Here is a 22,708-nt window from a genome sequence, read left to right as displayed (position 1 = left end):
TTAATGCAGGCAAACTAATCAAAGAACATGACACTGGTATGACCATCCTCTATTTATTCCATTTAAAAACAACAAAATAAAAAGACAGCAATAAGAAAATACTAAGCAGTAAATAATATGGGAAAATAATGTTAAGTTGGTACAGCCCTGTGCTCATTAATGGTGCAACAACTAAACTGAGCGCTTGTGCCATGGTACATAAAGCAGCAATTTTAGTTTGCAAATTTATCGAAACTGATTGTGATGCACCTGTGGTAAATGCAGGCATTAGACATGCCACAGCGATACCATAAAACACATAAGCCAACTGAAAAATCACGATCTGCTGGGTATAAATTGACAAGATCAACCCAATCAGCATTGAGCTTAATCCAACCATTAAAAGCTGTGTTAACGACCAGTTTAGCCATTTAGAAATCGCAATTTGCATCAAAACCGATACAATCCCCACAATCAACAAACATTGGGAAAAATAGAGGGCGCTTTGCTGAATGTTAAATTGAAATTTATCTTGAATATAAAAACCAGCAGTTAAATTCAGAGTAATAATCGCGATATACAAACTAAATCCAAGGATCAACCAAATCATTGATTTTTTTAAATCACCATTCCTCAGATTGTCTAATGGCAGATTTTTAGGATCTTGCTGTGAAAAGTCTTGTTGTAAAAGCGCTTGTTGAATATTTTCTTCTACAGCTAACTGATGGATTAAATCCCTATGATTTGGATCATGACTTGTTGTTTGTTGCTGCTGAGCATTTTCCACTTTGTGTTGATATAAACCTACAATCAGCATACTCATGACAGCCAAAAGCAATACGGCGAGCCACAAAGGAATCAATATTCCCCAAATAATAAGTAATGTGGTTAAAAATGGCCCTAAAATTAATCCTCCACTGTTTAAGGCACCAAAGGTTGCCATCTTCTTACTACGTATCGTTTCATCTAAATATCGCGTCATCACATAACTTTGTAATGCGATTTGCGGCATTGCCATAAAAAAGCCAATACTGCTTCGTGTAAGCAATAATAAAGTGAAAAGTAGCCCAATTGGCATGCTATACATTAGCCCATAACTTATTACCCCTGAAAATAGTCCCCAAGTTATGCTCATTCCAATAAAACCGATACTCAATAAATAATAATGATTTTGAAATTTGGTTTTTTTAGAAATCCACATTGCAGTCAGACTCATTAGCAATGCGCTGGCAGAGACCATCAAACCAGCTTGAAGCTCTGAGATTTTTAATAGACGAATAAGAGGTGCAAGTAAAGGTAAAATCATGGATAAGCTGATCCCATTGAGCAGCGTTGCCATCATCCAAATATAATTATTTTTATTCATTTTAATCTCTTAGAATATCAGTCTTAGCCTGATCACGAAAATTTATTGAATCTTATTAAGCGCTACTCCTTATATCTCATCTAGATATTGCTAAATAAAAAAGCCTCTTTCATCATGTAAAAGAGACTTATCATTGATTAATACTTCAGTGTATAAGTTAAACCATAGGTACGACCTTGTGCAGCCAAACTTGAAATAGCACCATAGGTTGGCGCAACTGCTTGGCTAAATACTGATTTATAATCTGTATTCCATACATTATAAACGCCAAAGCCTAATCTGCCTGGGCCTGCTTTTGCACTGGTGATCACATCCATAATCGCAAACCCCTTAATCTCTGCGGGTTTTCGGCTACTGCGGTCATTTAATGGATTGACATAGTCTTTAGCGGCTTTATCTGTACCTCCAATCGCTAAAGTCTGTACGCGTAAATTGATATCATCTGCAAATTGCCATTCTGAAAATAGTGTGCCTTTCAGTGGGGCAACCCGTACAGCATCTAACTCTTGCCAATCACCTAAAATATTTTTAAATTGACCTCGTGTATAAGCAATGGTTCCTCCCATATTCCACATATCTGAAATTGTATATTTTACATTGGCTTCCAAACCATAAATGCGTTCATCGGTATCAATCACTCCTATATTAAAATTTGGGGCAGCATTAAACCTCACAGATTTATCAGAATCATTATAAAAAGCAGTCAGCCCTAGATTGAGTCCATTTTGCTCTTGTAAACGCCAGCCGAGTTCATAGTTATTCACTTTAACTGGATCAATATTATTACTGGTGACTACAAAACTTGCTGGAACATCACGCAGCATCCGTTGTACGTCTGGAATACTAAAGCCTTGAGAAAAATTAGCAAAAACTTGTTGCGTATCGCTTAAGTGATAAACCCCACCCAAATTAAATAAAGTTGCATTATGTTTTACTTCACCACCTTTTAAACTCTTCGCCGTATAGCTAGGAATTAAGTCCACGACAATACTTTCAGGGTACGGGGTAGAATCACTGACATCACTGTTAATTCGTTCGTGACGCACGCCTGCCTGTATATTTATACGATCCGTAACTGCATAATTCGCTTGAACAAATGCACCAAGTTTTGCCACTTGAACATCTGGTCCCATTGCATAGATTTTTGTCGCTTTATGATTTAAACCATTACTCGCAATAAAGCTATTGGTATCATACATTTGCCCTTCTTGACCATTTTTCTCATTTTCAAAATCTAAACCGTAACTTAGCCCTAAAGCCCGATCTGCAACTTTAAAATCTTTCTGCAAAGCTAAACGTGATCCCCAAATATTAATATCGGTATTGGACTGCATCACAACAGGAATACGTCCGCTAGGTAATTCCGGATGTAGTAAATTTACTGCGGTTGGAAACCATCTTGCCTGCTCTTTACGGTAATAAGCTTCCAAGGTTAAACTTTGCCCCAATATATCATTATGGTTATATTGAGCATGCGTTGACCAGCGTTTTGTTCTAGGTTGGTCTTCAAGTTGTAAGCCTTTTAATGCTTTTAAACTGGGTGTAGCCCCTCTAAATAAAACAGCTAAACCCTGACCATAATCAGGCCCATAATCACTGTCTTGTTCATCATTATAATATTGTGCGCCAACAGTTAAGTGCTGTTGACCTGAAATGTCCCAAGTGAGTTGTCCATTGACATCAAGGGTTTGGGTATCTTGACGATCTGTTTGCGCAACTTCAGGTCCAATACGATCACCACGACTGTCTTGAATTTCACCACGTTTGGCATAACCAACACCCAAATTACCTTTGATGCGATCTTGATTAAACGAGACATTTTGTGAAGCTTCATAAGCCAGTGCATCGCCTTTAAAATTATTCCCAGACGTTAGTCCCAGTTTAGTTTCAAAACTTAAAGCTTCGTCACCGCCTTTTTTGGTAATGATATTGATAATACCGCCAGTTGCACCTGAGCCATAAATACTCGTTGCCCCAGACACAACTTCTATTCTGTCAATCATTGAAGGTAGAATGCTATTGAGCTGACGCGATCCGTCCCGTGAACCTGTTTGTGGTATCCCGTCAATCATATATTGCACCACACGGCCGCGCATGCTCATACCATAGTTAGAGGTTGTACCGGTATTTGGCGTGAGTGAAGGAACCAATAGCCCTAAAATATCTGCTATGTTTTTACCCGCATTGGCTTGTTTTTCAATTTCGCTACGCTCAATGCGATAGACAGTCCCTGCGATGTCTGAAATACTTTTTGCAGAACGAGTTGCCGTGACCACGATAGGCGCTAGGCTTTTTACCTCTGCCCCAGTATTTTCAACTTTTTGAGTCGTAGGCTCTTGTGCATAGATCTGTGTCGCAATAGCCAAACTTAAACACGTCAGTTGTATTTGAATTGATGTTCTTTTCATGATTTATCCCTTACAACATCTCTGATCTTAGAGTTTTTTGTGATTTGGAAATAATGAGTTGTGAGAGAATCAAACTCACTACAGATGCAATAGCTAAAACAATATAAAAATTTCCATAACCTAATGATTTGGCCAGAAAACCAGACCCAGCCCCGCCAATAAAATAGACCAGCAATTCAAAACACACCAAAATTGTAAAGTCTGTCCCTGCTTGCGTTTTTGAGCTACTCTGCATGAAATATGCATATAAAGAAGTCATTGCGATATAACGAATTGCAAGGAATGCAATCACAAAAATACCCAGCAAAAGCTGCCACTGATTTAACAAGCCGAACAGAATAGAGATTCCCAAGAGTCCATATATCAGAGTTCTCACCCAGCCAGCCCATAGCAGTAATTGGGTCGCCTTTCGCTTTTTAAGCAGCAATGCAGCAGAAACGGCTGCAAGCAATCCAACAGCTGCACCCACCACAGACATCAACACACCAATTTGTGAAAGTGACCATTTTTGATCAATCAGCATTGGATTGAGCATTGCCATTGCGGGGGCTTCTACAAAGCGATAACAAACAATTAAAAGTAATGCCCAACGAATTTCAGGACGTTTAAATGCTCGAATTAAACTCGGCGGGCTCTTCATCATGTGTTCTGTGGTTTTTTCTTGTATTTGAAAAACTGCAAACATCGTCAAAGCGGTTAAGCTTGCTAAACAGATAAGTGCTGTTTGCCATCCATAATATTGATATAGCCAAAGTGTTGCAGCACCACCGAGCATACTGCCAAGTGCAACACCAATGCTTTGCGCCATGCTACCAAAGCGATAATCTTGTTGTGAAAATGCTTCAACGGTATATCCATCAATGGCAATATCTTGGGTTGCTGCAAAACTGGATATCCATAAACCAATGATGACAAAGACCAGCAGCCCATAAGAAAACTGAGTCAAAGCAAGTGCAATAATCCCTAAAACCAAAGCAATTTGAGTGAACAGTAGCCACGTTTTACGTTTACCTAATCTTTTAATATAAAAACGGTCAATAAGCGGTGCCCAAAAGAATTTGAATGCCCATGGAATATAAAGCAGTGACAATAGCCCAATCCAGCGTAGATCTACCCCTTGGTGCCTTAAAATCGCAGGCAATGCCACATTATAAAAATACAAAGGCAAGGCATGGGCCAAATATAAAACAACCACAACACCTAAGCTAAGTACGGAAATCTGTTGAGTGACAGATTGTTTGGTTAAATTACTTATGCGTTGCATAATAGCCACCTCTGCACAGCCCATTGCAATGCATCAGCGCGATCTAATGTCACATAATAAGGAACTTGCCATGCAACATGTAGCGCAGATGTATTGAGTCGTTCATGATCGGCTTGATCTAACGCGATCCGTACTAAACCTACACAGTACTTAAAAAAATTAGCTTTATTTTTTTTATACCATCTTGATTGAATCTGACGGTATTCTTGTGGAAATGTCGTACCTGCTACACTTCTCACCACCAAAACAAAATTTTGTTGCTGACATAGAAATGTTTCAACTTCAGCCAACCAGAACTGAAACTCAACGATTGAGACATCTTTGGAAAAGATCATCTCTTTGATCTGAATATGTATAGATTGATAACTCATAGGACAAATTCAACTTACTGAGTTTTGTATTGGTTTTTTTGTGCTAAATATTGCTGAGATTGGATTAAATATTCACCAAATTTTTGGTAAAAAGTATCTCTAAAACAATAATATAACACCGCATTTTTCTCAGGCATTGTAAGCGTACCCTGAGCTTCATAGCACATTTCATCAACAACTGCGGCATATGGTTTAACTGTTGAATCAGGTTCGCCTACGATTTTCAAAGAAGCTGCATGTTCAAAAATATAAAAAATGACTAAACGTGCGACTGCTCGAAGATAGCCTTTTCCAAGTACCGATTTTTCACCGAACAGGAAATGCCAGCCTAAATCCAGTTCATGCGCAGAATAATAACGACTTAACCGATCTCGCTTACCTTCATAGATTTCTGTATACCCCACATCGTTTCCATCCATACCCACAATGAATAAACGATGATGATCATCAGCCAACTGTTTTTCAAAATAGACCTTAAGTTCGAGTTCAGATTTATTCAGTTGCCATTGTGGAATCACATGCGGTTCATGCATCCATTTATGTAATAAAGCCATATCATCTGGGTATTTCACTTGACGTAAATAAAACTGATTGCCGTTCTCATAATATTCATAAAAATCTGGTAATTGCTGTGATAAGGTTTTCATCACTTTCACCTTTATTGTATTTGTTAGATTATTGAGCTTTTGACTCGTGTTAAATCTAGGTGCTACGCAGATAAATACACACTCTGCTCGGGCACGGTTTATCACGCTGGAGCAGGTGAAAATTGTGCTGTCCAATTTTTTAAAGTCTCTGGGCTTACAGGGTTTGCAATCAAATCTAGAACCACAGGTACGGGGCGTTCTGCTTCATTGTTATAACTGGTGGTAAATAGACGAACACGATTTAAGCAAACCTTATTGTATTGATTTCTAAATATCGCAAACTTTTCAATTCTTGCTGAAAACTCTGGATGTTGCTGATGAAACTCAGCAATCACATTCGATACGGTTTGCCAAAATTCAATCTCATGATATTGTGGAAAATCCTGTAGAAATAGATTACAGATATAGCGGTAATGCACCATAAATAAGCCAGTAAAAATAAAATGACTGAGGTCTTGTGCTGAATGCCTCAATAAAATTTTGGCTTCATCAGGAAGATCCGCCAGCTCAGGAAAATCTTCATCGACAAGATTCATATCATCGATAAAGTCTTTGAGCACCATGGCCTTAGGCACCCCATTTTCATGAATTAACATTGTATTTTCACCATGTGGTGAAAATGCAAGTCCATATTTATAAAGGCAAATCAATAGCGGCTGAATACTGACGGTGATGAATTGCTTTAGCCATTCTAGAGGTGCTAGGCCTGAAGCTTGAATAAGCACAGTTAAAATGGATAGCCCCTGAATATCACGATGTAATAAAGCAGCTTGCGATAAAACCTGCTGATGATATTCAACAAATGGATCTACACTTTCACGCCATAAACAGCCAAATAACTCTTTGAATTGATAAGGTGCACCTTCAATGTGATCATAACAAGGTTGCTGAATGGTCAAAGTTGCAATCTCGCCTAAAAACACCACACCCGTTTTTTGTAAATCCATATCTTGTTTTAAAATATTTTTTAACCACGCTGTAACAGCGGGCGCAGCTAAATTCCTTTGAGCAGGCAATCCTCGATAAACAGCGGTATTTAAAATACTCACTGGTAGTTTAATGTAATGACGTTGTGCATCTGATGTGTTACATAAAGTGCGAATTGACTGCATTGGTACATAATTATCCTGTCCAATTTTAAGTTCGACAATTTTTTGATCTACAATTTCATTGGCATAAGTTGGCACAATCCATTGGTGCCATTGCCAAGCATGTACAGGAACTAAATAATAATCCTCTGAATTTAAAGCAAGGTTTTGCATTTTTTCGCGAAATTCTAGCAATTCCTGCTCGTCAAACTCATGGCAATATAATTGCCCTGCATACCATTCAGTGGTAGAACGAAACTCTGCCAAATCTCGATGCACAGCCAACCATAACACTTTGACTCTAGGTAAAATCTCAGGCGCTGAGTTCAAATAATCATCATAACCAAAACCGATTCGCCCCTTACTCATAATTAACCAAGGATGACCGCGCAACATTGCTTCGATTTGATAATGTGGTGCATTCAGTACTGCTACACTTGTTAAACGATTTTCATCCAGTACATGGGCTTCGGCCAACCACGTATTGTTCATCTCTTTAATCAAATAGGCTTTGGTAAAGGGTTTAACCCCAACCTGATTTGAAAAAGCGGCAATAAATTGATGTAAATTCCAAGCGGGTCTTCTGGTATCGACAGTTAAATCACGTACTGAACCTTCTTGAATATGCCAATGCCCCAATAAGTATTGTTGTGCATTAAACTGATAAATTCGGTCATCCAATCTCAATTGAAATACATCATTATCCAAGCTTTCAGCCTGAATAATTTCTTCATATAAAAACTCAGCGATTGCCATTTCAATCAAGCGTTGGCCTGCACTTCGCCATTGGTTCTGATTAATTTGTAACTGTGCAAAACTCATAAGCTGTTCTCAGTATTCGAATATTGTTGATGGTTTTGTTGATGCTGAGAATGTTGTGTATTGAGGCTTTGGGCTTGAAAATTCACATTTTTAACCAAATCTTCAACATGCTGAGCATGCACATGATGTTGTGTTGCGATGTTTTTCTGGATCACTTGGACTTGCGGATTTTGCAAAGGATCAAAATGTTGGAAACATTGTGGGGCTATTGCTAAGTCATATAACGCATAACCTATGAGTTGATTTGCAATTGTTGCAGCACGATAAGCACCTAAACCCAAATCAGGCGTACCAACACCATGACTATGCATATCCATGTTCTGAACAAAAATTTCACCAATGCCAGCATATTCGACAGCATAATTTGCTGAAATATTCCAATGTCCTTGTGGATTGGTTTTAATCCAGGGCTTCAGTTGCTTTAGAAATTTAAATTCAGGACAGCGATAGCCTGTAGCACAGATCACATAATCGCTATCTAGACTGAACTGATTTAATGTCACCCGATCTTGGAAAATCAGTCTAATTTTCCCCTGTTCCGTTAAAACAGCATCAATTAGGTTGGACTGACTGTGTAAATGCGTCGCCAAATCATTTCCAGCAAGATGTCGATGGTAAAGTTTCTTATATATTTCACGAATAGTTTGCGCACTGATTCCTTTATATAAAAGTGACTGTTTACTCAACTGCAAATCTTTATTAAGGTCATCAAAGCAATGAAAATGTTGACTATAGTCTGGACTAAAATGTTCTAAAGCTAATGGTGTATATTCCATAGGGAAAAACCCATTGGCTCGGGTCAGCCAATTGAGATTGAATTTCGGTTGAGACACCTGATCAAATTGATACTGACGATCGAATAAATCTAAAAAGATTTCTGCCGCAGACTGCCCTGATCCCAGTACCACAACATTGCCTTGTAATTTTTTTGGCTGATGTTCTAGATAATGTGCTGAATGTTTACATCGCTCAGGATAGCTTTGAATCAATGTCTGCATGCATTGTGGGATATAAGGCACATTTCCTGCACCCAATACAATGTTTCGACAACTATAGCGTTGATGAATTCCTCCCTGTATAACTAAAACTTCAAAGCCATAGTATTTAGGCACAATTTCTGTGACTACTAACAAATATTGAATATTTTCAATTTGATCTGCAACCCATTGACAATAATGATTATATTCCTTACGAGGGATATGTGGCTGTTCTAAAAAATAGAACTTATAGAGTCGCTGTTGAGCTTTTAAATAATTGAGAAAACTAAATGGGCTGGTCGGATCTACCATAGAGACCAAATCAGCCATAAAAGGCACTTGCAACATACTATTTGGAAGCTGCATTCCTGCATGCCAATCAAACTGGGCTTGTTTTTCAAAAAACAGATATTTTAGCTTTGATTTTTGTTGTAACAAACTTGCTAAACTTAAGTTAAACGGTCCTAAACCCACAGCAATAAAATCAAGCATAAATTGCATCCTTCTGTTTTAGACATAAAGGATTTGGCAACTGAATATAAATTGATTGCTGTTCTACTGGAGCAATCAGTTCATCCAGCTCATATAAACGCGTGAGTAAATTCCCTTTATATGGCAAGGTTGGTTGATACAATAAGCCTTGTAATAAACTACTGTCAGAATAGTGTTGATATAATTCCATCAATTTATCTTGCAATAGATCAATGAGTTGCTGTTCTGAAACACTCCCTGTTGCACCGATTGCGTTAATAATGCCAAATAAAGTATTAGCAAAAAAATAATAACTAAACCGTTCATCAACCAAAGATTTTTGACCAACCGCCTGCGCTTTCCCATCAAGCTCAGGGAATTCTTTTAATATTTCAGTGGCATATTCTTCGATGTAATAAAAACCCTGATTGTCCCTGAGCCATAAATTTTTAGGATACGCATTTTCCAACTCAACCAATACATTCTGCTGATGTGACTCAAATGCCATCCCATAGTGATGATACAAATACATCAAGGGAACTAAGCTGATCTCTAAAAATCGCACAAACCAATTTAATGCAATTTTTTCAATACTTAGCTGCGGTTCTGCCTGTGCAATTTGTTCAAATAAATGATCAAAGCGATTTAAATTTTTTGCTGGATGATCTTGGCATAAGGAGGCAATACATGACACTTGCTGATGTCTATCAAATGGCTGATCTCTAAAAATGCAGATCGTTTCGTTAACAATTGTTCCGTCGATGATTAACGCAGTCCATGCGGGGTCATGAATTGCCTTCAATGTAGGACAAGATTTTAAAATCGACTGACCTATTGGCCCCTGCCAAAGTTGACGCGTGATTTCTCCACGATGACATTCTTTGGCCAAATTGACTCGGATAGAGTTGGTAATCATCACGGATAGTGAAAGTTTCACCATCCATGGCGCTGAATAGCTGACCAATGTTCTGACGGATGTTGTGGCGGAAAAATGCCAAGCCTTTTCACCAAAATCAATTAATTTTTTCTTGGCTTTTAATTCTTTATACCAATCTTTGCTCTGCAAATAACGTGCTTGCCATGGATGCAATGTCAATAATTTATAGCTTGAATGTGTATGAATTAAATCTAATTCTGTTTCGCTCAAATACCATTGCATATGCTTTATGAGTTGGCTAGTCATTGGCTGATCTAATGTTGCGCTTTCTGCCAGATATTCTGGTGCAAGTAACCAATAATACAGTTGCGTTTGACCTTTATGTTCTGGTGAGAACCTTAACCAATCTTCATGAACGAAACCGGTGCGACTCTTTGGCGCTGGATGCATACTATGCCCAAGAATCAATGCTTGTTCTGTCTGGATAAAATCTTGTTTGGCTTGAATCAATTGGTCAAAATCATATTCACGCTGCTTTAAAAACTCAGCTAAAGCATCTCGGCTTTGTATCCATTTTTCAACCAATGATGCTGAATCTAAGGATTCAACAGCGTTTCTTACCAGCTCTTCTAGAAGTAAGCACACCATTGCAATTGGACTAAACCTTTGCACTTGCCCTTTATTAAAAATCTGTGGCAGTTTTTCTATTCGATGCCGCCCTACAAGACTTCTATATGAAAGCGGTGCATATAATTGGGATTGAATGGATTCCAATGGAATTATTAACAAGGTCAAGCCTTGGCTAAACGCAAGTTGCGTAGAGTTTTGCTGATATTTCTCCAGTAAAATTCTACTTCCTGTTTCTTGTGAGTATGCATTGATTAGGTGCTGCATCGCCAATCGGCTGGCAAGCTCTTTCATCTGACCATATCCTCTGTACAAGACTTTTTACTGCACTAAAAAGATCTAGAAATTTAATTTATGTTTTCTTGGATCGTGAAGCTCTGCTTAACACAAAATAATGATAATCATTCTCATTTGAGAAAGCAATGTTACACCCTGCTTGTCTATACAGGTTTAACTCTATGATTTTTTAAATATTTATGATGAATTGGTCTTTTTCTTATGATTTATCTCTTTAAAATTTTCAATTGTAATAAATGATAATATTCTCATTTAGAATTGAGAAATTTCATCGGAATTTTTATTTTAGGGGATTATTTAGCAAGTTTAATTAATCTACAACTTCACTAGCAGATTTTAATCTATAGCTTATGTATTGATTTATTGTGATATTTTTATTGAAAAATAAAAAGTAGATTTAACGATATCTGTGAATTGTGTCGCTTCTTTAAAAAATATTTCATCTACATCTTTTCGAAGCAAATCTGATCCAATCAATCGGGGCTGTACAATTTACCAAAAGCTAATTGTAATAACGCTTGTTTGTTTTAGTTAACGCCAAAGTAAATGAGGAATAAAATTACAAGTTTGATCTAACCAACATAGTTTTTCTTTACGATCCAACCGATCATGAGCACCCATGAGGTGTAATACATAACGGTCTAGGTCACTGGCATTAATAGGTTGTTCACTTCTTATCCCTTTAGACGGCATATGATCATACCAAATAATAACTGGAATACGATATCCAGCCTCTGTATTTGCACTATGTCCAGCATAGTTTTTAGCATGCCCTACTTCATTACCATGATCAGATAAAAAAGTAAAAGATCTAAAATCAGATTGAGTGGAAATCAAAAGATCGAATAACTTTGCAACAATCCAGTCTTGGTAAAGTATGCTGTTATCATATTCATTGCGTTTTAACTGAATTAAATGATTAACCTCATTTCGTTCAAGTTTTTTTTCAACCTCATCATTGCTAGAATCATTAAACTTAGAAAATTGTTCTGGGTATCGTAACTTATAATTTGGGTGTGAACCAATGAGATGCAGAATAATCAATTTACGAGGATCTGGATCATCCAATGCAATTTTATAAGCAGGCAGAATATTTTCATCTAATGACGTGCTACTACGACCTGACTTTTTATTGATAAAAACAGCTTCATCTGCATATGATGCAAAAAGTGAAGAGATATAAACATCATCTTGGTTACTAATCCAATAAACTTTAAACCCTGCTGCCTTAGCATATGCCATAATATTCTCAGGTGCGTGATCATCCATTACATTGCGCGTACCGTCATTAAATAAATAACGTAAAGATTGAATAGTAGAAGATGCTGGTGAATATCCACGACAGAATACTTTGAACTGGTCACTACGTTTACTTAACTCGGGTGTTGTATTTCTTGGATAACCGCATAATCCAAAATTAAAACTGGTAATGCTATCCGTCAAAACTATGGTATGTGTCTGGCTTTTATTAAATTTACCGCTAAAATCCAAGCGTTTTTCTGCATTCAATGTCCATTCTTTATGTATCTGATCATGTTTTAGAATACGTTGTTTGAAGTCCTGAATTTTGCCATAATATCCATACCAAAATGGCAATGGATGTAAAGCAATTGAAGGCTTAATTGCATAGCTGACAGTACACAGTAGAAATAACAAACCTATAGCATAACGCCCTAATCGATGTACTTTCTGATCACGGAACTCACGCGTATTAAAATATTTAAATAAAATATAAAAATATAAAATCAAAGCGCTTAAAATCAAGCCAACAAATAGAATAAAAAAACCAAAATGTAGTTGAAAAAACTCTAAACTTTCATTCAATGTTGTATTCGCAATAGATTCAATAATTGAATATGCTTCAGCATCACTATTGAACAACAGCCAACTTACTGAGAGTAAACTGGTATGAAATATAAAAATAAACCACCAAACAATTGAAAATAATTTCCAAAATAAATTTGGCTTTTTTGTGGCTTGAAAACACAACCAACACCCTGGTAGTGATAAAAATGCCAAACGGACACTATCCGACCAACTCCCAGCTAAACCTAATAACAGTAAAGTGATCAGTGGTAGTGCAAGTAGATACGGTATAAAAAACATACGTTGCCAGCTTACTGGTATTCGATGAAATCGCTTCATTGTCATTAGAAAAGGTAATGTTTAATAAGTGCAGCAACACCAATAATTAAAAAGACAAGTGCGCCGATTTTATGAATGAGTGAAATTGGAAGCTTTTCTGCAAGCTTATTACCAATAAATACGGCTGGAGCATTCACTAACATTATTCCCAACGTCGTACCTACAGTAACCCAACCGACACTGTCAAAACGAGCAGCTAATGCCACAGTCGCTATTTGAGTCTTATCACCAATTTCTGCCAAAAAGAAAAGCACAAAGGTTGCGCCAAAGACACCATATTTTTGCCACTTATCGATACTTTCAGATTCATCATCTAGCTTGTCTGGGATTAACATCCATACGGCCATCCCAATAAATCCAAGAGAAACAATCCACAATAATACAGTTGGGCTAAGAACAGTCGTAATCCACTGCCCGAGTACGGCTGAAACACCATGATTTACCAGTGTTGCAAGAAAGATAGCGATAAGAATAGGAATAGGTTTTCGGAATCGTGCAGAAAGCAGTAGTGCCAGTAATTGGGTCTTATCTCCCATTTCGGATAAAGCAACTACAGCAAGAGATATTAGGAAAGCGGATAGCATAATAATTTCTCTGGCTAGCAATAATTACCATTGATTTATAACTCTTGCTAGCCATAGCAGAGTAATAAATCAAAGGTCTTGCCAACAAAAAGAAATCTATGATCAGAGGATCTTTTGGTTCTTTGCTATGATGACCATGCTTGTTTAAGCAATTATGTTGACCATCACCTTTTTACCCAAGGTAAAAAGCGGCTACTCCCCAATGAAGTTTTTTTATTCTAGTAGAATCAAGAGTAGTTTTCAATCATACTTTTTAGATAAATTAAAAGAACTCATTCCTGTTTGATTACGCCGTCTACTCAACTCATATTCCTGTAAATATATTTTAAATATTGATCAGTAACAAAATTGCAAAATTATAAATATATTTAGCTAGGGGAAATAATATTAAAAACAATCCATACTCATAAAAAACATTTGAATTCAATAAATTAAAGTTCCTCTATAAATCAAAAAATGACCATATTGAGTGAATCAGATTGGTATTGAAAGTCCCTTCTCCCTTTGTGAGAAGGCTAGGATGAGGGGGATTTTAGATGATCTATGGCTTTAAAAAGGACTTATGAAAGAAGTCTATTAGATGATATTTATTTTTAATAATAGGAGCCTTTAATCGCACTCATTGGTCGCATAAGCATGCTTTTAATTTCATCATATTTTGCGCTTTCATCGAAAATAAAAAATCTCATATTAAAAGATTATTATTCAACAATCTCAGCCATTCTAAAGAACCTGTAATCAATGTGATAAAATATAATTTATTGATTTTTTAAAATAAAAATCAAATAATTTTATCTAAGAAGTATAAGGTGTATTATCTTAATTTTAGATACAAAACTGAGCTATAGATTTTTATGTTGGAACATAGCGATATTAATTTACCGATTATTATTATTGGCGCTGGAATAGCAGGAATCGCATGCGCTAAAAAATTACAAGAAAATGGTAAAAAAGTTACCATACTCGAAGCGAGGTCTCGCATAGGTGGGCGCATAGATTCATTGCAATCTGATGCTGATGTTTTTGATTTAGGTGCATCATGGATTCATGGTGTTGAAAGTAACCCTATCTGGAAAATCACCCAAGAGAATCATATCGAAACAACAGTATTTAACTATGATAAATCGCAATATTTTCATGAAAATGGCTTGTTATTTTCTGACAAAGAAGTCCATGAGTTTGAATCTTATGTAGAAGAAATAGAAAAGCAACTTTCTCAAACACAAATGCTATCGGCCCTCAACGCGACTGAAGAAATAATTTCTTCTTTACATTATTCAGGTAATACATTTTCAAAAGATTATCTTAAAAAATTATTATTTAACTTTTTCAACCGAATAGCAAATGATCCATTTGCGACCAATCTTGAGCTACTTTCATCGAATTATAAAAATTACGAAGGTTATTTTGAAGGTGATGAAGTTATTTTTCCCAATGGTTATGCTCAAGTTATAGACGTGCTTTCAAAAAAAATCGACATTCAATTCAATATAGATGTAAAAAAAATCATCTGTGAAAATGATTATGTAAAAATCATTGATTCCAATGATAATTTTTACATAGCTTCCCGCGTAGTGGTTACTGTCCCACTCGGAATCTTAAAGAAAAACCATATAGCATTTTATCCAGCATTACCTCATCACTATGCGCAATCTATTCAAGATATTGGATTTGGATCCTTCAATAAAGTATTTTTCGAATTAGAACAACCACTCTCTTTTAGATCAAAAATGCCGATAGACAAGATAAGTGATTTCTATTGGAATGAGCTTGGCTGTTTTAATATCCTTGACTTATCTGGAATTTATAAAAAACCAATTTATTTAATGCTGTTTGGAGGAAAGCAATCTGAGTTTATCGATAATTCAGCGGATCATGAAATATCAAACTTTATTTTTAGTAGCTTGCAAAAACAATTCAACAATATTCTCCATACACCTAAAAAACTCATCGTTACACGTTGGGGCTCCGACCCTTATAGTTATGGTTCTTTTAGTTTTCCCTCACTAAAGCACTCTGAAGATATTGTTAAGGTATTGCACAAACCAATTCGAGAACAAATCTTCTTCGCTGGCGAACATTGTAGCTTGAAATATGCGGGTACTGTTCATGGCGCATACTTAAATGGCGATGCAACAGCTCAAAAAATATTAGCTGAAGTACCACTTATTTAAGCCTAATCTCAGCCATGAAAAAACCTCCCTAGGGAGGTTTTTATAATGTTGTCTAGTGTTAGGCGCATTGATAATGTTATAGGCTATTTTTTTGCTCAAAACACTTATAAATTAAAGCGCCAATCACAGCACCAACAATTGGTGCAACCCAGAAAAGCCATAATTGACTCAGTGCAGCTGTTTCAGCAAAGAAAGCCACTGCTGTACTACGTGCAGGATTGACCGAAGTATTGGTGACAGGAATACTGATTAAATGGATCAAAGTTAATGCCAAACCAATAGCAATAGGCGCAAAACCTGCTGGTGCACGTTTATCTGTAGAACCGAGAATTACAATTAAGAAAATAGCAGTTAAGACAATCTCAATTAATAATGCAGAAACCAAAGAATATTTTCCAGGCGATAAATCACCAAAACCATTTGTTGCAAATCCGCCCGTACCAGTGAATCCTGCTTGACCTTGTACAATCAAATACAATATAAATGCCGCGAAAATACCACCTACGACTTGAGCGATAATGTATGGTGCTATGTCTTTTGCATTAAAACGACCACCAACCCATAAACCTATACTTACTGCAGGATTGAAATGTCCACCTGAAATATGACCTAATGCGTAAGCACCAGTCAGTACAGTGAGACCAAACGCGAGTGCAACACCAACAAAACCAATACCCAATTCTGGAAAAGCAGCAGCAAGTACTGCACTACCACACCCTCCAAAGACCAGCCAAAATGTTCCAATAAATTCTGCAAAATATTTATTCATATTCATTACTTTTCTGTTCAATAAATCCAAGCGGAATTTAGCAAAACAAGTCACATTTTCAAACAAAAATATGAATTATTTTACAAAAAACATAAGTAATTGATGAAATGACTAAATTTATAATTTTTATAGAACAAACCCTTCGATTGAAGGGCTTGTTAGACAAATTAAAATTCCAATTCAGAGGGGGAAGAAGGAATGATTTAATAAATCTATTCCTAATTATTAACATGTATATGGATTTATACAATCTTATTTAATAGAACACAGCATTCTAAAAATTTGAAGATAAATCAAAAAGCCCATCTGCGGGTGAACTCTTTAGCCGATTTATGGCAAAGAACTACTTATGATTAAAAAGCTGATCTGTTATCTTTTGATCAACTTTACTTCGATGTCCATTGTCAAAATATCGATCTACATGGCATCGTTTTATATTTGTATCGCAGAATACTCCATTTGAGAAAGTAAATGCAGAACGATCAAAATCACCTTGTGAGAAAACTTTATTCGCTTTTTGGGTTCCTAAATATTGAGCCGTAAGTGATTTTGATACACCTTTCTTATTTACACAAATATATTGATCACAAATCACACCTTTTTGAGGTGAAACTAAACTTGTGCTGGTTTTAGCAATCGTTGGAAAACTGATGATTAAACAAGCGTAGCTGATGATATTCAATAATCCTTTAGAAATTTTCACTTTTAAACCTGCAAAACAATACAAAAAAATAAAGGAAAATTATAAGATCAATTAGATTTAAGATATACAACAATTATGTTTAAACCTATATAAGAAAACACGTTAGGCTTCTTTTATAAGACATTTTTAAAATGATAAATCAACATAAAAGCCCCTCATCCTCGCCTTCTTTCAAAGTGAGAAGGCGATTTCAATAGCAATATGAATCACTCATTATAAACATTCATTCAGTTTAGAAATAATCTAGAGATATTATGATTAACAGCAGAATTATCGATAAAATCAAATAAGTATTGATATTATTAAAGCTCTTAAGATAATTTAACATTCGTCATTTCCCATAAGAATTTAATAAAATACTATATGGTTGACGGATAGATAAAAGACTAGGAAAAGAAAAGCAGACAAAAAAATACCATCGATAATAAAATTTGTTAAAATGTTGCACGATGAAATTTAAATAAACTTGTAAAGCTAATAAATTAACAATTTTATATTCAAAAAAACTTAAATCACAAGTTAAGCTAATAAACAGCTTTAGCTATTTTAAATAAGTTCATTTTAAAAACCAAAATTTAGATTCATTGGCTATATAAAGCTTTAAATCAGTAGCTCCACTAACTTTTTTCACTTATTTATTTAAAACTTAGCAACTTAAAAAGACAGTTAAGTATTTTTAGATATTGCTTGGAATCAATTCAATTCATCAAGTTTTAAAAAATAATTCCTTTTGTCAGGTCTATCATTTTTTAAATGCTTTAAAAATATTTTCGCAGTTTCCTTCGATGCATCCTCTCTTAGGCAACGTTCAACAAAGGATATATCTACAAATTCATCTGCTAACCCAGCACGGCCAAGATCTAAAAAATAAATTTCATTGAATTTATCTATAAAAATATTACTATCCGTGATATCGCCATGAGAAAAAACCAATCTTTCTTCAACACGAGTCTCATTTAACTCATTCCATAGACTTATGTAAGTTTTATGGTCTCCCCATAATTCAGCCTCAAAATCATCTTGATCTATCTCGTCAAGGAGGTGGTTATCAATAAAAAATTTTGACTCTTTTAACCGATAATCAATGTTTGAAATAAATGGACAATCAATAATAGCAACTGCATTTAACAGATTGAGTGCCTCCTTATAGATAGCAAGCAATTCTTGGTCTGTTAAAAAAAGCGCTGAAATTGGTTTTGCATTGATCGCTTTAGTGATCATGAATTCAAACTGCTCATCCTGAAAAGTCATGATGAGTTCAGGCACCTTTAATTTTTCAGAGAGCCAACTCAACATTTTCGCTTCACGAGAGACACTGTATGTGGTCTCTGTATATAAAGTGCTAGAGCGCTTAAGAAAAAAAGTTTCATTATTTCGATTAAAAGAATAAACATCCGATGGCGACTGACCAATTTTATTTGGCTCTAAAACGCTGTTTCCAATAAATTGTTGAATAATATTGGGCAATTCCATCAAGTTTTCCTTTTATTCAGCATTAAAAACCCCGCAAATGCGAGGCCTAGTAAATAGATGATCTTAATTAGGTTCACTGTAGCAAAAATATGGCTTATTCCCTATAGAGGGTCAATGCTTCAAAATTTTTTCATCATCGTTCAATTATATAAACTGCGCTAGACTTAAAAAGTGGGCTGCTGTATTTCTCTGTCTCAAATCTCAAGAATAAGCTAGAGCAGAATATTAGACAGCAGCAAGACCTCAGGATGCAGACAAATCGCGGAGTAGTTGCTCCAAATCCTGTTCGCCTACTTTTGTTTGAGCACCTGCCTGCAAGCCGCCACGAATGAGTTTTTCAGCAGCCGGACGCGCAAACAGACCAGCCCATGCCTTGTGCTCTCGAAGGAAGTCTTCACTTAAATCCGCTGGTGGGATTGCTTTCTTTGCAGCGGCGATGATCCCTTCAGGTAAAGCTGCAATATTTGTGGCGATGCGATGAACAAAAGCGTCTAACTCATTTGCCGGAAGCGCACGATTTACCCAACCATATCGTTCGGCTAGCAAAGCGTCAATAAGGTCAGCACCAAGAATTACCTCTAATGCACGCCCCCGTGTCATACGCTGTGAAAGATATTGAGTACCACCACCGCCAGGAATAATCCCCATCAATGCCTCACATTGGGCGAGACCAGCGCGCCCAATAGCAGCAAATGCCATGTCCACTGCTGCCACAAATTCAGCACCGCCACCACGCGCCAAGCCTTCGAGCTTAACAATTGTCACTTGCGGCTGTGCCTGAATCATCTCTCCCAAAGCCTGAAATGGATTCAATCCATTAGGTACATCTTTTGCGAACTGGTCAAAAGCGTTTGGCTCATCAATTAAGGTCATGTCTACATGAGCGATGAAAAACTCAGGATCGGCGCTTTGGAACACGATTACACGTGTTTGTGGGTCATCACGTACCTGAGTGAGAAAAGCTCGAATATCACTCATCAATGCAACATCCAATACATTAACTGGTGGATTGTTAATGCTGACAGTCGCCACGCCTTGATCATGCTCAATGTGAAGTGTGGAATAAGTTGGAATGGTCATCATATACCCTTGATTTTAGCTGTGTGCAATCATGGTATCTTATGTATACTTAGTGTCAATTACGCACCTTAAGCATCCTAAGTATCTTGGAGCATACCTATGAACCCTGATCACGATCCAATCTACCGTGCCGACTGCCCAAGCCGTGCCATTCTCGATCAAATCGCAGATAAATGGTCAATGCTGGTTTTGATGGTGTTACATGAACCACGCCGCTTCAACGCCATCAAACGGCGTCTTGATGGTATTACCCAACGTGTATTGACACAGACACTTCGCAAGTTAGAACGCAATGGTATGCTGACACGCACCGTTATAGATGGGAAAACGCTAGGCGTGGAATATGCCTTGACGCCACTTGGACAATCACTCAAATTGCCTTTTAACGCGCTCTACGACTGGACCGTCGAGAATATGGACACCATTCAGGTGTGCCAATCTCGCTATGACCAATCTAATGATGTTATTCGCACAGATGCCACTCAGGAATCGGGTATAACGCTGAAATAACGTGTGTAATCGCTAGCTAAAAAGATGAGAACTTGGCTTGTTCGTCTAAAATCTAATGAATATAGAAAAAATTATTTAGGTTTTAAAACTACCACCTGTTTTGCTTACTTAATTTTGTTCCACTTTCATCTATACAATAAAAACCACCGCAAAGGTGGTTCATATCTTGAATTAATGACTGTAATCTTTGTCTTTAATTTTCAGTCCTATTGTCTCAGTGTAGTAAATATTTTTGTGCGTGACATAGTGAGTCACATTATTTTTTTAATTAAAATTCATCAATAAAAGGATAGATTATTCATCAACAATATCAACAAAATTTGCACCTAACACCTTGGCTAAGTCTTGAGGTTTCACTCCGATGTCTAAACCACGTTTACCACCACTGACATACATCATTGCTAATGCTGTTGCGCTAGCATCAATCACCGTTTTTAAACGCTTTTTTTGACCTACAGGACTAATTCCACCGACTAAATATCCAGTTAAACGCTCTGCATCTTTAGGATCAGCCATATGTAGTTTTTTACAAGCAAAAGTACTCGCCACTTTCTTTAAATTTAATTGATGGTTCACTGGAAGGATGGCAACAAAATAGTTTTTATCATCTGAAAGCATTATTATTGAAATCGTTACAAATCTAAGGAAATCAGAACCAAAATATAAGTTATAAATATTAATAATTTATAAAATATATAGAAACATAACCAAACTATACAAAATCTAGTTATGTGAGTAAAATTGTGAGTAACTTTTATTGTCCTCACAATTATTATAAGTTACTCACTATGCTTACAGATACCAAGATAAAAAGTCTTAAACCACGTGATAAGACGTATAGAATAGCCGATAACAATGGGCTTTGCATTGAAGTTCGATCAACTGGAACAAAATTATGGCGTTATAGATATAGGTATAATGGCAAGGCTTCTATGTTAAGCCTAGGAGAATACCCTCTTATCGGTCTAGCTGATGCACGCAAAGCTAAAGATCAAGCAAGATTACTCCTCGATGATGGCATAAATCCCATACAGATTCGTAGACAAGAAAAATTTGAAGCTCAAATAAATAATCTAAATACTTTTAAGCATATTGCGAATGAATACATATCTGAAATGTTGTCTAGTCGTTCCGATGGCTATATTAATAAATTTAGGAAATCATTAGAGATTGATATTTTACCAGTAATAGGTGAAAAAAATGTAAAAGATATAAACTCGGCAGATGTTTTATATATTATTAAATCGACAGTTAATCGTATTAGAAGCAATGGGAAGCATGGCACAGGAGAAGTTACAGCAATGAATAATCAAAAGATTATAGGAGCTGTGATGAGATATTCTATTGCAACATTGAGAGCTGAAATAGATCCAACTTATGCAGTACGTGGTGTACTTATGCGCCCCGAAATTGAACATGCACGTCCTCTAACAAGAGAAGAGCAAGCACTTTTCAGAAGAGGATTAGATAACTTTAAAGGTTCCTTAACTGTCAGAAATGCCCTTTTAACTATGTCTTATACGATGCTTCGTTCAATCGAAATTAGACGTATGAAGTGGCGATATGTTGACTTTGAGTCAAAAATTATTAATTTCCCTATCTCAACTAGAAGTAACAATCAAGAACGTACAACAAAGAAAAATAGAATACACTTAGTTCCTATGTCAAATCAGTTATTTAGTTTATTAAAATCTCAGTATATTGAGTCTGGTAATAAAGAGTTCGTGTTCCCTAGTGTATATGGCAATAACTCTAATACTATTGGGAACTCCACTCTTAATGTTGCATTAAAAAATATGGGACTAAAGACAGTAACTGCACACGACTTTAGGGCTACAGCATCAACAATTTTGAATGAAAAAGATTTTGATGAAAATTGGATTGAAAAACAGTTAGCTCATGCAGATCAAAACAAAACAAGGGCATCATATAATCATGCAAAGTATATGGAGCAGCGTAGTAATATGATGCAACAATGGGCTGATATTGTAGATAGTTGGAAAGACATTAATAACCCTTAAATTTTATGATAAGTGTTGTAATATTCCTAATCAAAGTATGAATGCTAATGACGGT

17 protein-coding genes, 1 pseudogene and 1 riboswitch are annotated in these 22,708 nt (G+C 36.3%); of the genes and pseudogenes, 3 read left to right on the top strand and 15 right to left on the bottom strand.

Annotated features, from left to right (window positions below):
• Positions 1-49: 49 nt before the first annotated feature.
• The 10 genes from F981_RS07595 to F981_RS07550 all read right to left on the bottom strand — a co-directional run bounded on the left by F981_RS07595 (position 50) and on the right by F981_RS07550 (position 13,923).
• Complete coding sequence (locus tag F981_RS07595; protein ID WP_004720190.1) at positions 50-1,345, bottom strand: MFS transporter; 1,296 nt, start codon at positions 1,343-1,345, stop codon at positions 50-52.
• 137 nt (positions 1,346-1,482) lie between these two features.
• Positions 1,483-3,753, bottom strand: a complete 2,271-nt coding sequence (locus tag F981_RS07590) for a TonB-dependent receptor (RefSeq protein WP_004720188.1) — start codon at positions 3,751-3,753, stop codon at positions 1,483-1,485.
• 10 nt (positions 3,754-3,763) lie between these two features.
• A complete protein-coding gene (locus F981_RS07585) occupies positions 3,764-5,017 on the bottom strand; it encodes an MFS transporter (RefSeq protein ID WP_004720185.1) in 1,254 nt (417 codons plus the stop codon).
• Entirely contained in the window at positions 5,005-5,388 is a 384-nt protein-coding gene (locus F981_RS07580) for a hypothetical protein (RefSeq protein ID WP_004720184.1), read from the bottom strand. The genes F981_RS07585 and F981_RS07580 overlap by 13 nt, the downstream gene beginning before the upstream one ends.
• Before the next feature lie 14 nt (positions 5,389-5,402).
• Positions 5,403-6,035, bottom strand: coding sequence for a GNAT family N-acetyltransferase (locus F981_RS07575; protein ID WP_004720180.1), 633 nt, complete (start codon positions 6,033-6,035; stop codon positions 5,403-5,405).
• Between the two features lie 101 nt (positions 6,036-6,136).
• The gene (locus tag F981_RS07570) at positions 6,137-7,945 is read right to left on the bottom strand and encodes an IucA/IucC family protein (RefSeq protein WP_004720175.1); all 1,809 of its coding nucleotides are present in this window, start codon (positions 7,943-7,945) and stop codon (positions 6,137-6,139) included.
• Positions 7,942-9,414: a lysine N(6)-hydroxylase/L-ornithine N(5)-oxygenase family protein gene (locus F981_RS07565; RefSeq protein ID WP_004720173.1), complete on the bottom strand. Its 1,473-nt coding sequence runs from the start codon at positions 9,412-9,414 to the stop codon at positions 7,942-7,944. The genes F981_RS07570 and F981_RS07565 overlap by 4 nt, the downstream gene beginning before the upstream one ends.
• Complete coding sequence (locus tag F981_RS07560) at positions 9,407-11,191, bottom strand: IucA/IucC family protein (protein ID WP_004720171.1); 1,785 nt, start codon at positions 11,189-11,191, stop codon at positions 9,407-9,409. Before F981_RS07560 ends, F981_RS07565 begins: the two co-directional genes overlap by 8 nt.
• A 534-nt stretch (positions 11,192-11,725) precedes the next feature.
• Positions 11,726-13,339: a phosphoethanolamine transferase gene (locus F981_RS07555; protein ID WP_035372299.1), complete on the bottom strand. Its 1,614-nt coding sequence runs from the start codon at positions 13,337-13,339 to the stop codon at positions 11,726-11,728.
• 5 nt (positions 13,340-13,344) lie between these two features.
• Complete coding sequence (locus F981_RS07550) at positions 13,345-13,923, bottom strand: TMEM165/GDT1 family protein (protein WP_004720168.1); 579 nt, start codon at positions 13,921-13,923, stop codon at positions 13,345-13,347.
• A gap of 67 nt (positions 13,924-13,990) precedes the next feature.
• Positions 13,991-14,136, bottom strand: a riboswitch (yybP-ykoY riboswitch).
• A gap of 641 nt (positions 14,137-14,777) precedes the next feature.
• Here F981_RS07550 and F981_RS07545 point away from each other — a divergent pair.
• Positions 14,778-16,097, top strand: a complete 1,320-nt coding sequence (locus F981_RS07545) for an NAD(P)/FAD-dependent oxidoreductase (RefSeq protein WP_004720166.1) — start codon at positions 14,778-14,780, stop codon at positions 16,095-16,097.
• A gap of 76 nt (positions 16,098-16,173) precedes the next feature.
• Here F981_RS07545 and aqpZ read toward each other — a convergent pair whose 3' ends face one another.
• The 4 genes from aqpZ to F981_RS07525 all read right to left on the bottom strand — a co-directional run bounded on the left by aqpZ (position 16,174) and on the right by F981_RS07525 (position 20,122).
• A complete protein-coding gene (gene aqpZ / locus F981_RS07540; RefSeq protein ID WP_035372296.1) occupies positions 16,174-16,866 on the bottom strand; it encodes an aquaporin Z in 693 nt (230 codons plus the stop codon).
• Between the two features lie 343 nt (positions 16,867-17,209).
• Positions 17,210-17,521, bottom strand: coding sequence for a YcgJ family protein (locus tag F981_RS07535; RefSeq protein ID WP_035372293.1), 312 nt, complete (start codon positions 17,519-17,521; stop codon positions 17,210-17,212).
• 741 nt (positions 17,522-18,262) lie between these two features.
• A complete protein-coding gene (locus F981_RS07530) occupies positions 18,263-19,042 on the bottom strand; it encodes an APH(3')-VI family aminoglycoside O-phosphotransferase (RefSeq protein WP_000422634.1) in 780 nt (259 codons plus the stop codon).
• Positions 19,043-19,285: 243 nt separating this feature from the next.
• A complete protein-coding gene (locus F981_RS07525; RefSeq protein WP_004720161.1) occupies positions 19,286-20,122 on the bottom strand; it encodes an enoyl-CoA hydratase/isomerase family protein in 837 nt (278 codons plus the stop codon).
• Between the two features lie 99 nt (positions 20,123-20,221).
• Between F981_RS07525 and F981_RS07520 the strand changes: the two genes are divergently transcribed.
• Positions 20,222-20,632: a winged helix-turn-helix transcriptional regulator gene (locus tag F981_RS07520; RefSeq protein ID WP_004720159.1), complete on the top strand. Its 411-nt coding sequence runs from the start codon at positions 20,222-20,224 to the stop codon at positions 20,630-20,632.
• A 294-nt stretch (positions 20,633-20,926) separates the two neighbouring features.
• Here the strand turns inward: F981_RS07520 and F981_RS07515 are convergent.
• A pseudogene (locus F981_RS07515) lies at positions 20,927-21,253 on the bottom strand (aminoacyl-tRNA deacylase); the annotation flags it as partial.
• Between the two features lie 167 nt (positions 21,254-21,420).
• On the opposite strand from F981_RS07515, the gene F981_RS07510 reads away from it, so the two are divergent.
• A complete protein-coding gene (locus F981_RS07510) occupies positions 21,421-22,653 on the top strand; it encodes a tyrosine-type recombinase/integrase (protein ID WP_035372282.1) in 1,233 nt (410 codons plus the stop codon).
• Positions 22,654-22,708 lie beyond the last annotated feature (55 nt).

The sequence above is a fragment of the Acinetobacter guillouiae CIP 63.46 genome, from assembly GCF_000368145.1.
Lineage (GTDB): Bacteria > Pseudomonadota > Gammaproteobacteria > Pseudomonadales > Moraxellaceae > Acinetobacter > Acinetobacter guillouiae.
This window is presented reverse-complemented; position numbering and strand designations above follow the sequence as displayed.

Bases quoted from the DNA above. Each gene is read 5' to 3' on its own strand.
- F981_RS07565 (WP_004720173.1), bottom strand. From the start codon at position 9,414: ATGCTTGATTTTATTGCTGTGGGTTTAGGACCGTTTAACTTAAGTTTA.
- F981_RS07585 (WP_004720185.1), bottom strand. From the start codon at position 5,017: ATGCAACGCATAAGTAATTTAACCAAACAATCTGTCACTCAACAGATT.
- F981_RS07580 (WP_004720184.1), bottom strand. From the start codon at position 5,388: ATGAGTTATCAATCTATACATATTCAGATCAAAGAGATGATCTTTTCC.
- F981_RS07590 (WP_004720188.1), bottom strand. From the start codon at position 3,753: ATGAAAAGAACATCAATTCAAATACAACTGACGTGTTTAAGTTTGGCT.
- F981_RS07570 (WP_004720175.1), bottom strand. From the start codon at position 7,945: ATGAGTTTTGCACAGTTACAAATTAATCAGAACCAATGGCGAAGTGCA.
- F981_RS07510 (WP_035372282.1), top strand. From the start codon at position 21,421: ATGCTTACAGATACCAAGATAAAAAGTCTTAAACCACGTGATAAGACG.
- F981_RS07555 (WP_035372299.1), bottom strand. From the start codon at position 13,339: ATGAAGCGATTTCATCGAATACCAGTAAGCTGGCAACGTATGTTTTTT.
- F981_RS07520 (WP_004720159.1), top strand. From the start codon at position 20,222: ATGAACCCTGATCACGATCCAATCTACCGTGCCGACTGCCCAAGCCGT.
- F981_RS07575 (WP_004720180.1), bottom strand. From the start codon at position 6,035: ATGAAAACCTTATCACAGCAATTACCAGATTTTTATGAATATTATGAG.
- F981_RS07550 (WP_004720168.1), bottom strand. From the start codon at position 13,923: ATGCTATCCGCTTTCCTAATATCTCTTGCTGTAGTTGCTTTATCCGAA.
- F981_RS07595 (WP_004720190.1), bottom strand. From the start codon at position 1,345: ATGAATAAAAATAATTATATTTGGATGATGGCAACGCTGCTCAATGGG.
- F981_RS07525 (WP_004720161.1), bottom strand. From the start codon at position 20,122: ATGACCATTCCAACTTATTCCACACTTCACATTGAGCATGATCAAGGC.
- F981_RS07560 (WP_004720171.1), bottom strand. From the start codon at position 11,191: ATGAAAGAGCTTGCCAGCCGATTGGCGATGCAGCACCTAATCAATGCA.
- F981_RS07530 (WP_000422634.1), bottom strand. From the start codon at position 19,042: ATGGAATTGCCCAATATTATTCAACAATTTATTGGAAACAGCGTTTTA.
- F981_RS07545 (WP_004720166.1), top strand. From the start codon at position 14,778: ATGTTGGAACATAGCGATATTAATTTACCGATTATTATTATTGGCGCT.
- aqpZ (WP_035372296.1), bottom strand. From the start codon at position 16,866: ATGAATAAATATTTTGCAGAATTTATTGGAACATTTTGGCTGGTCTTT.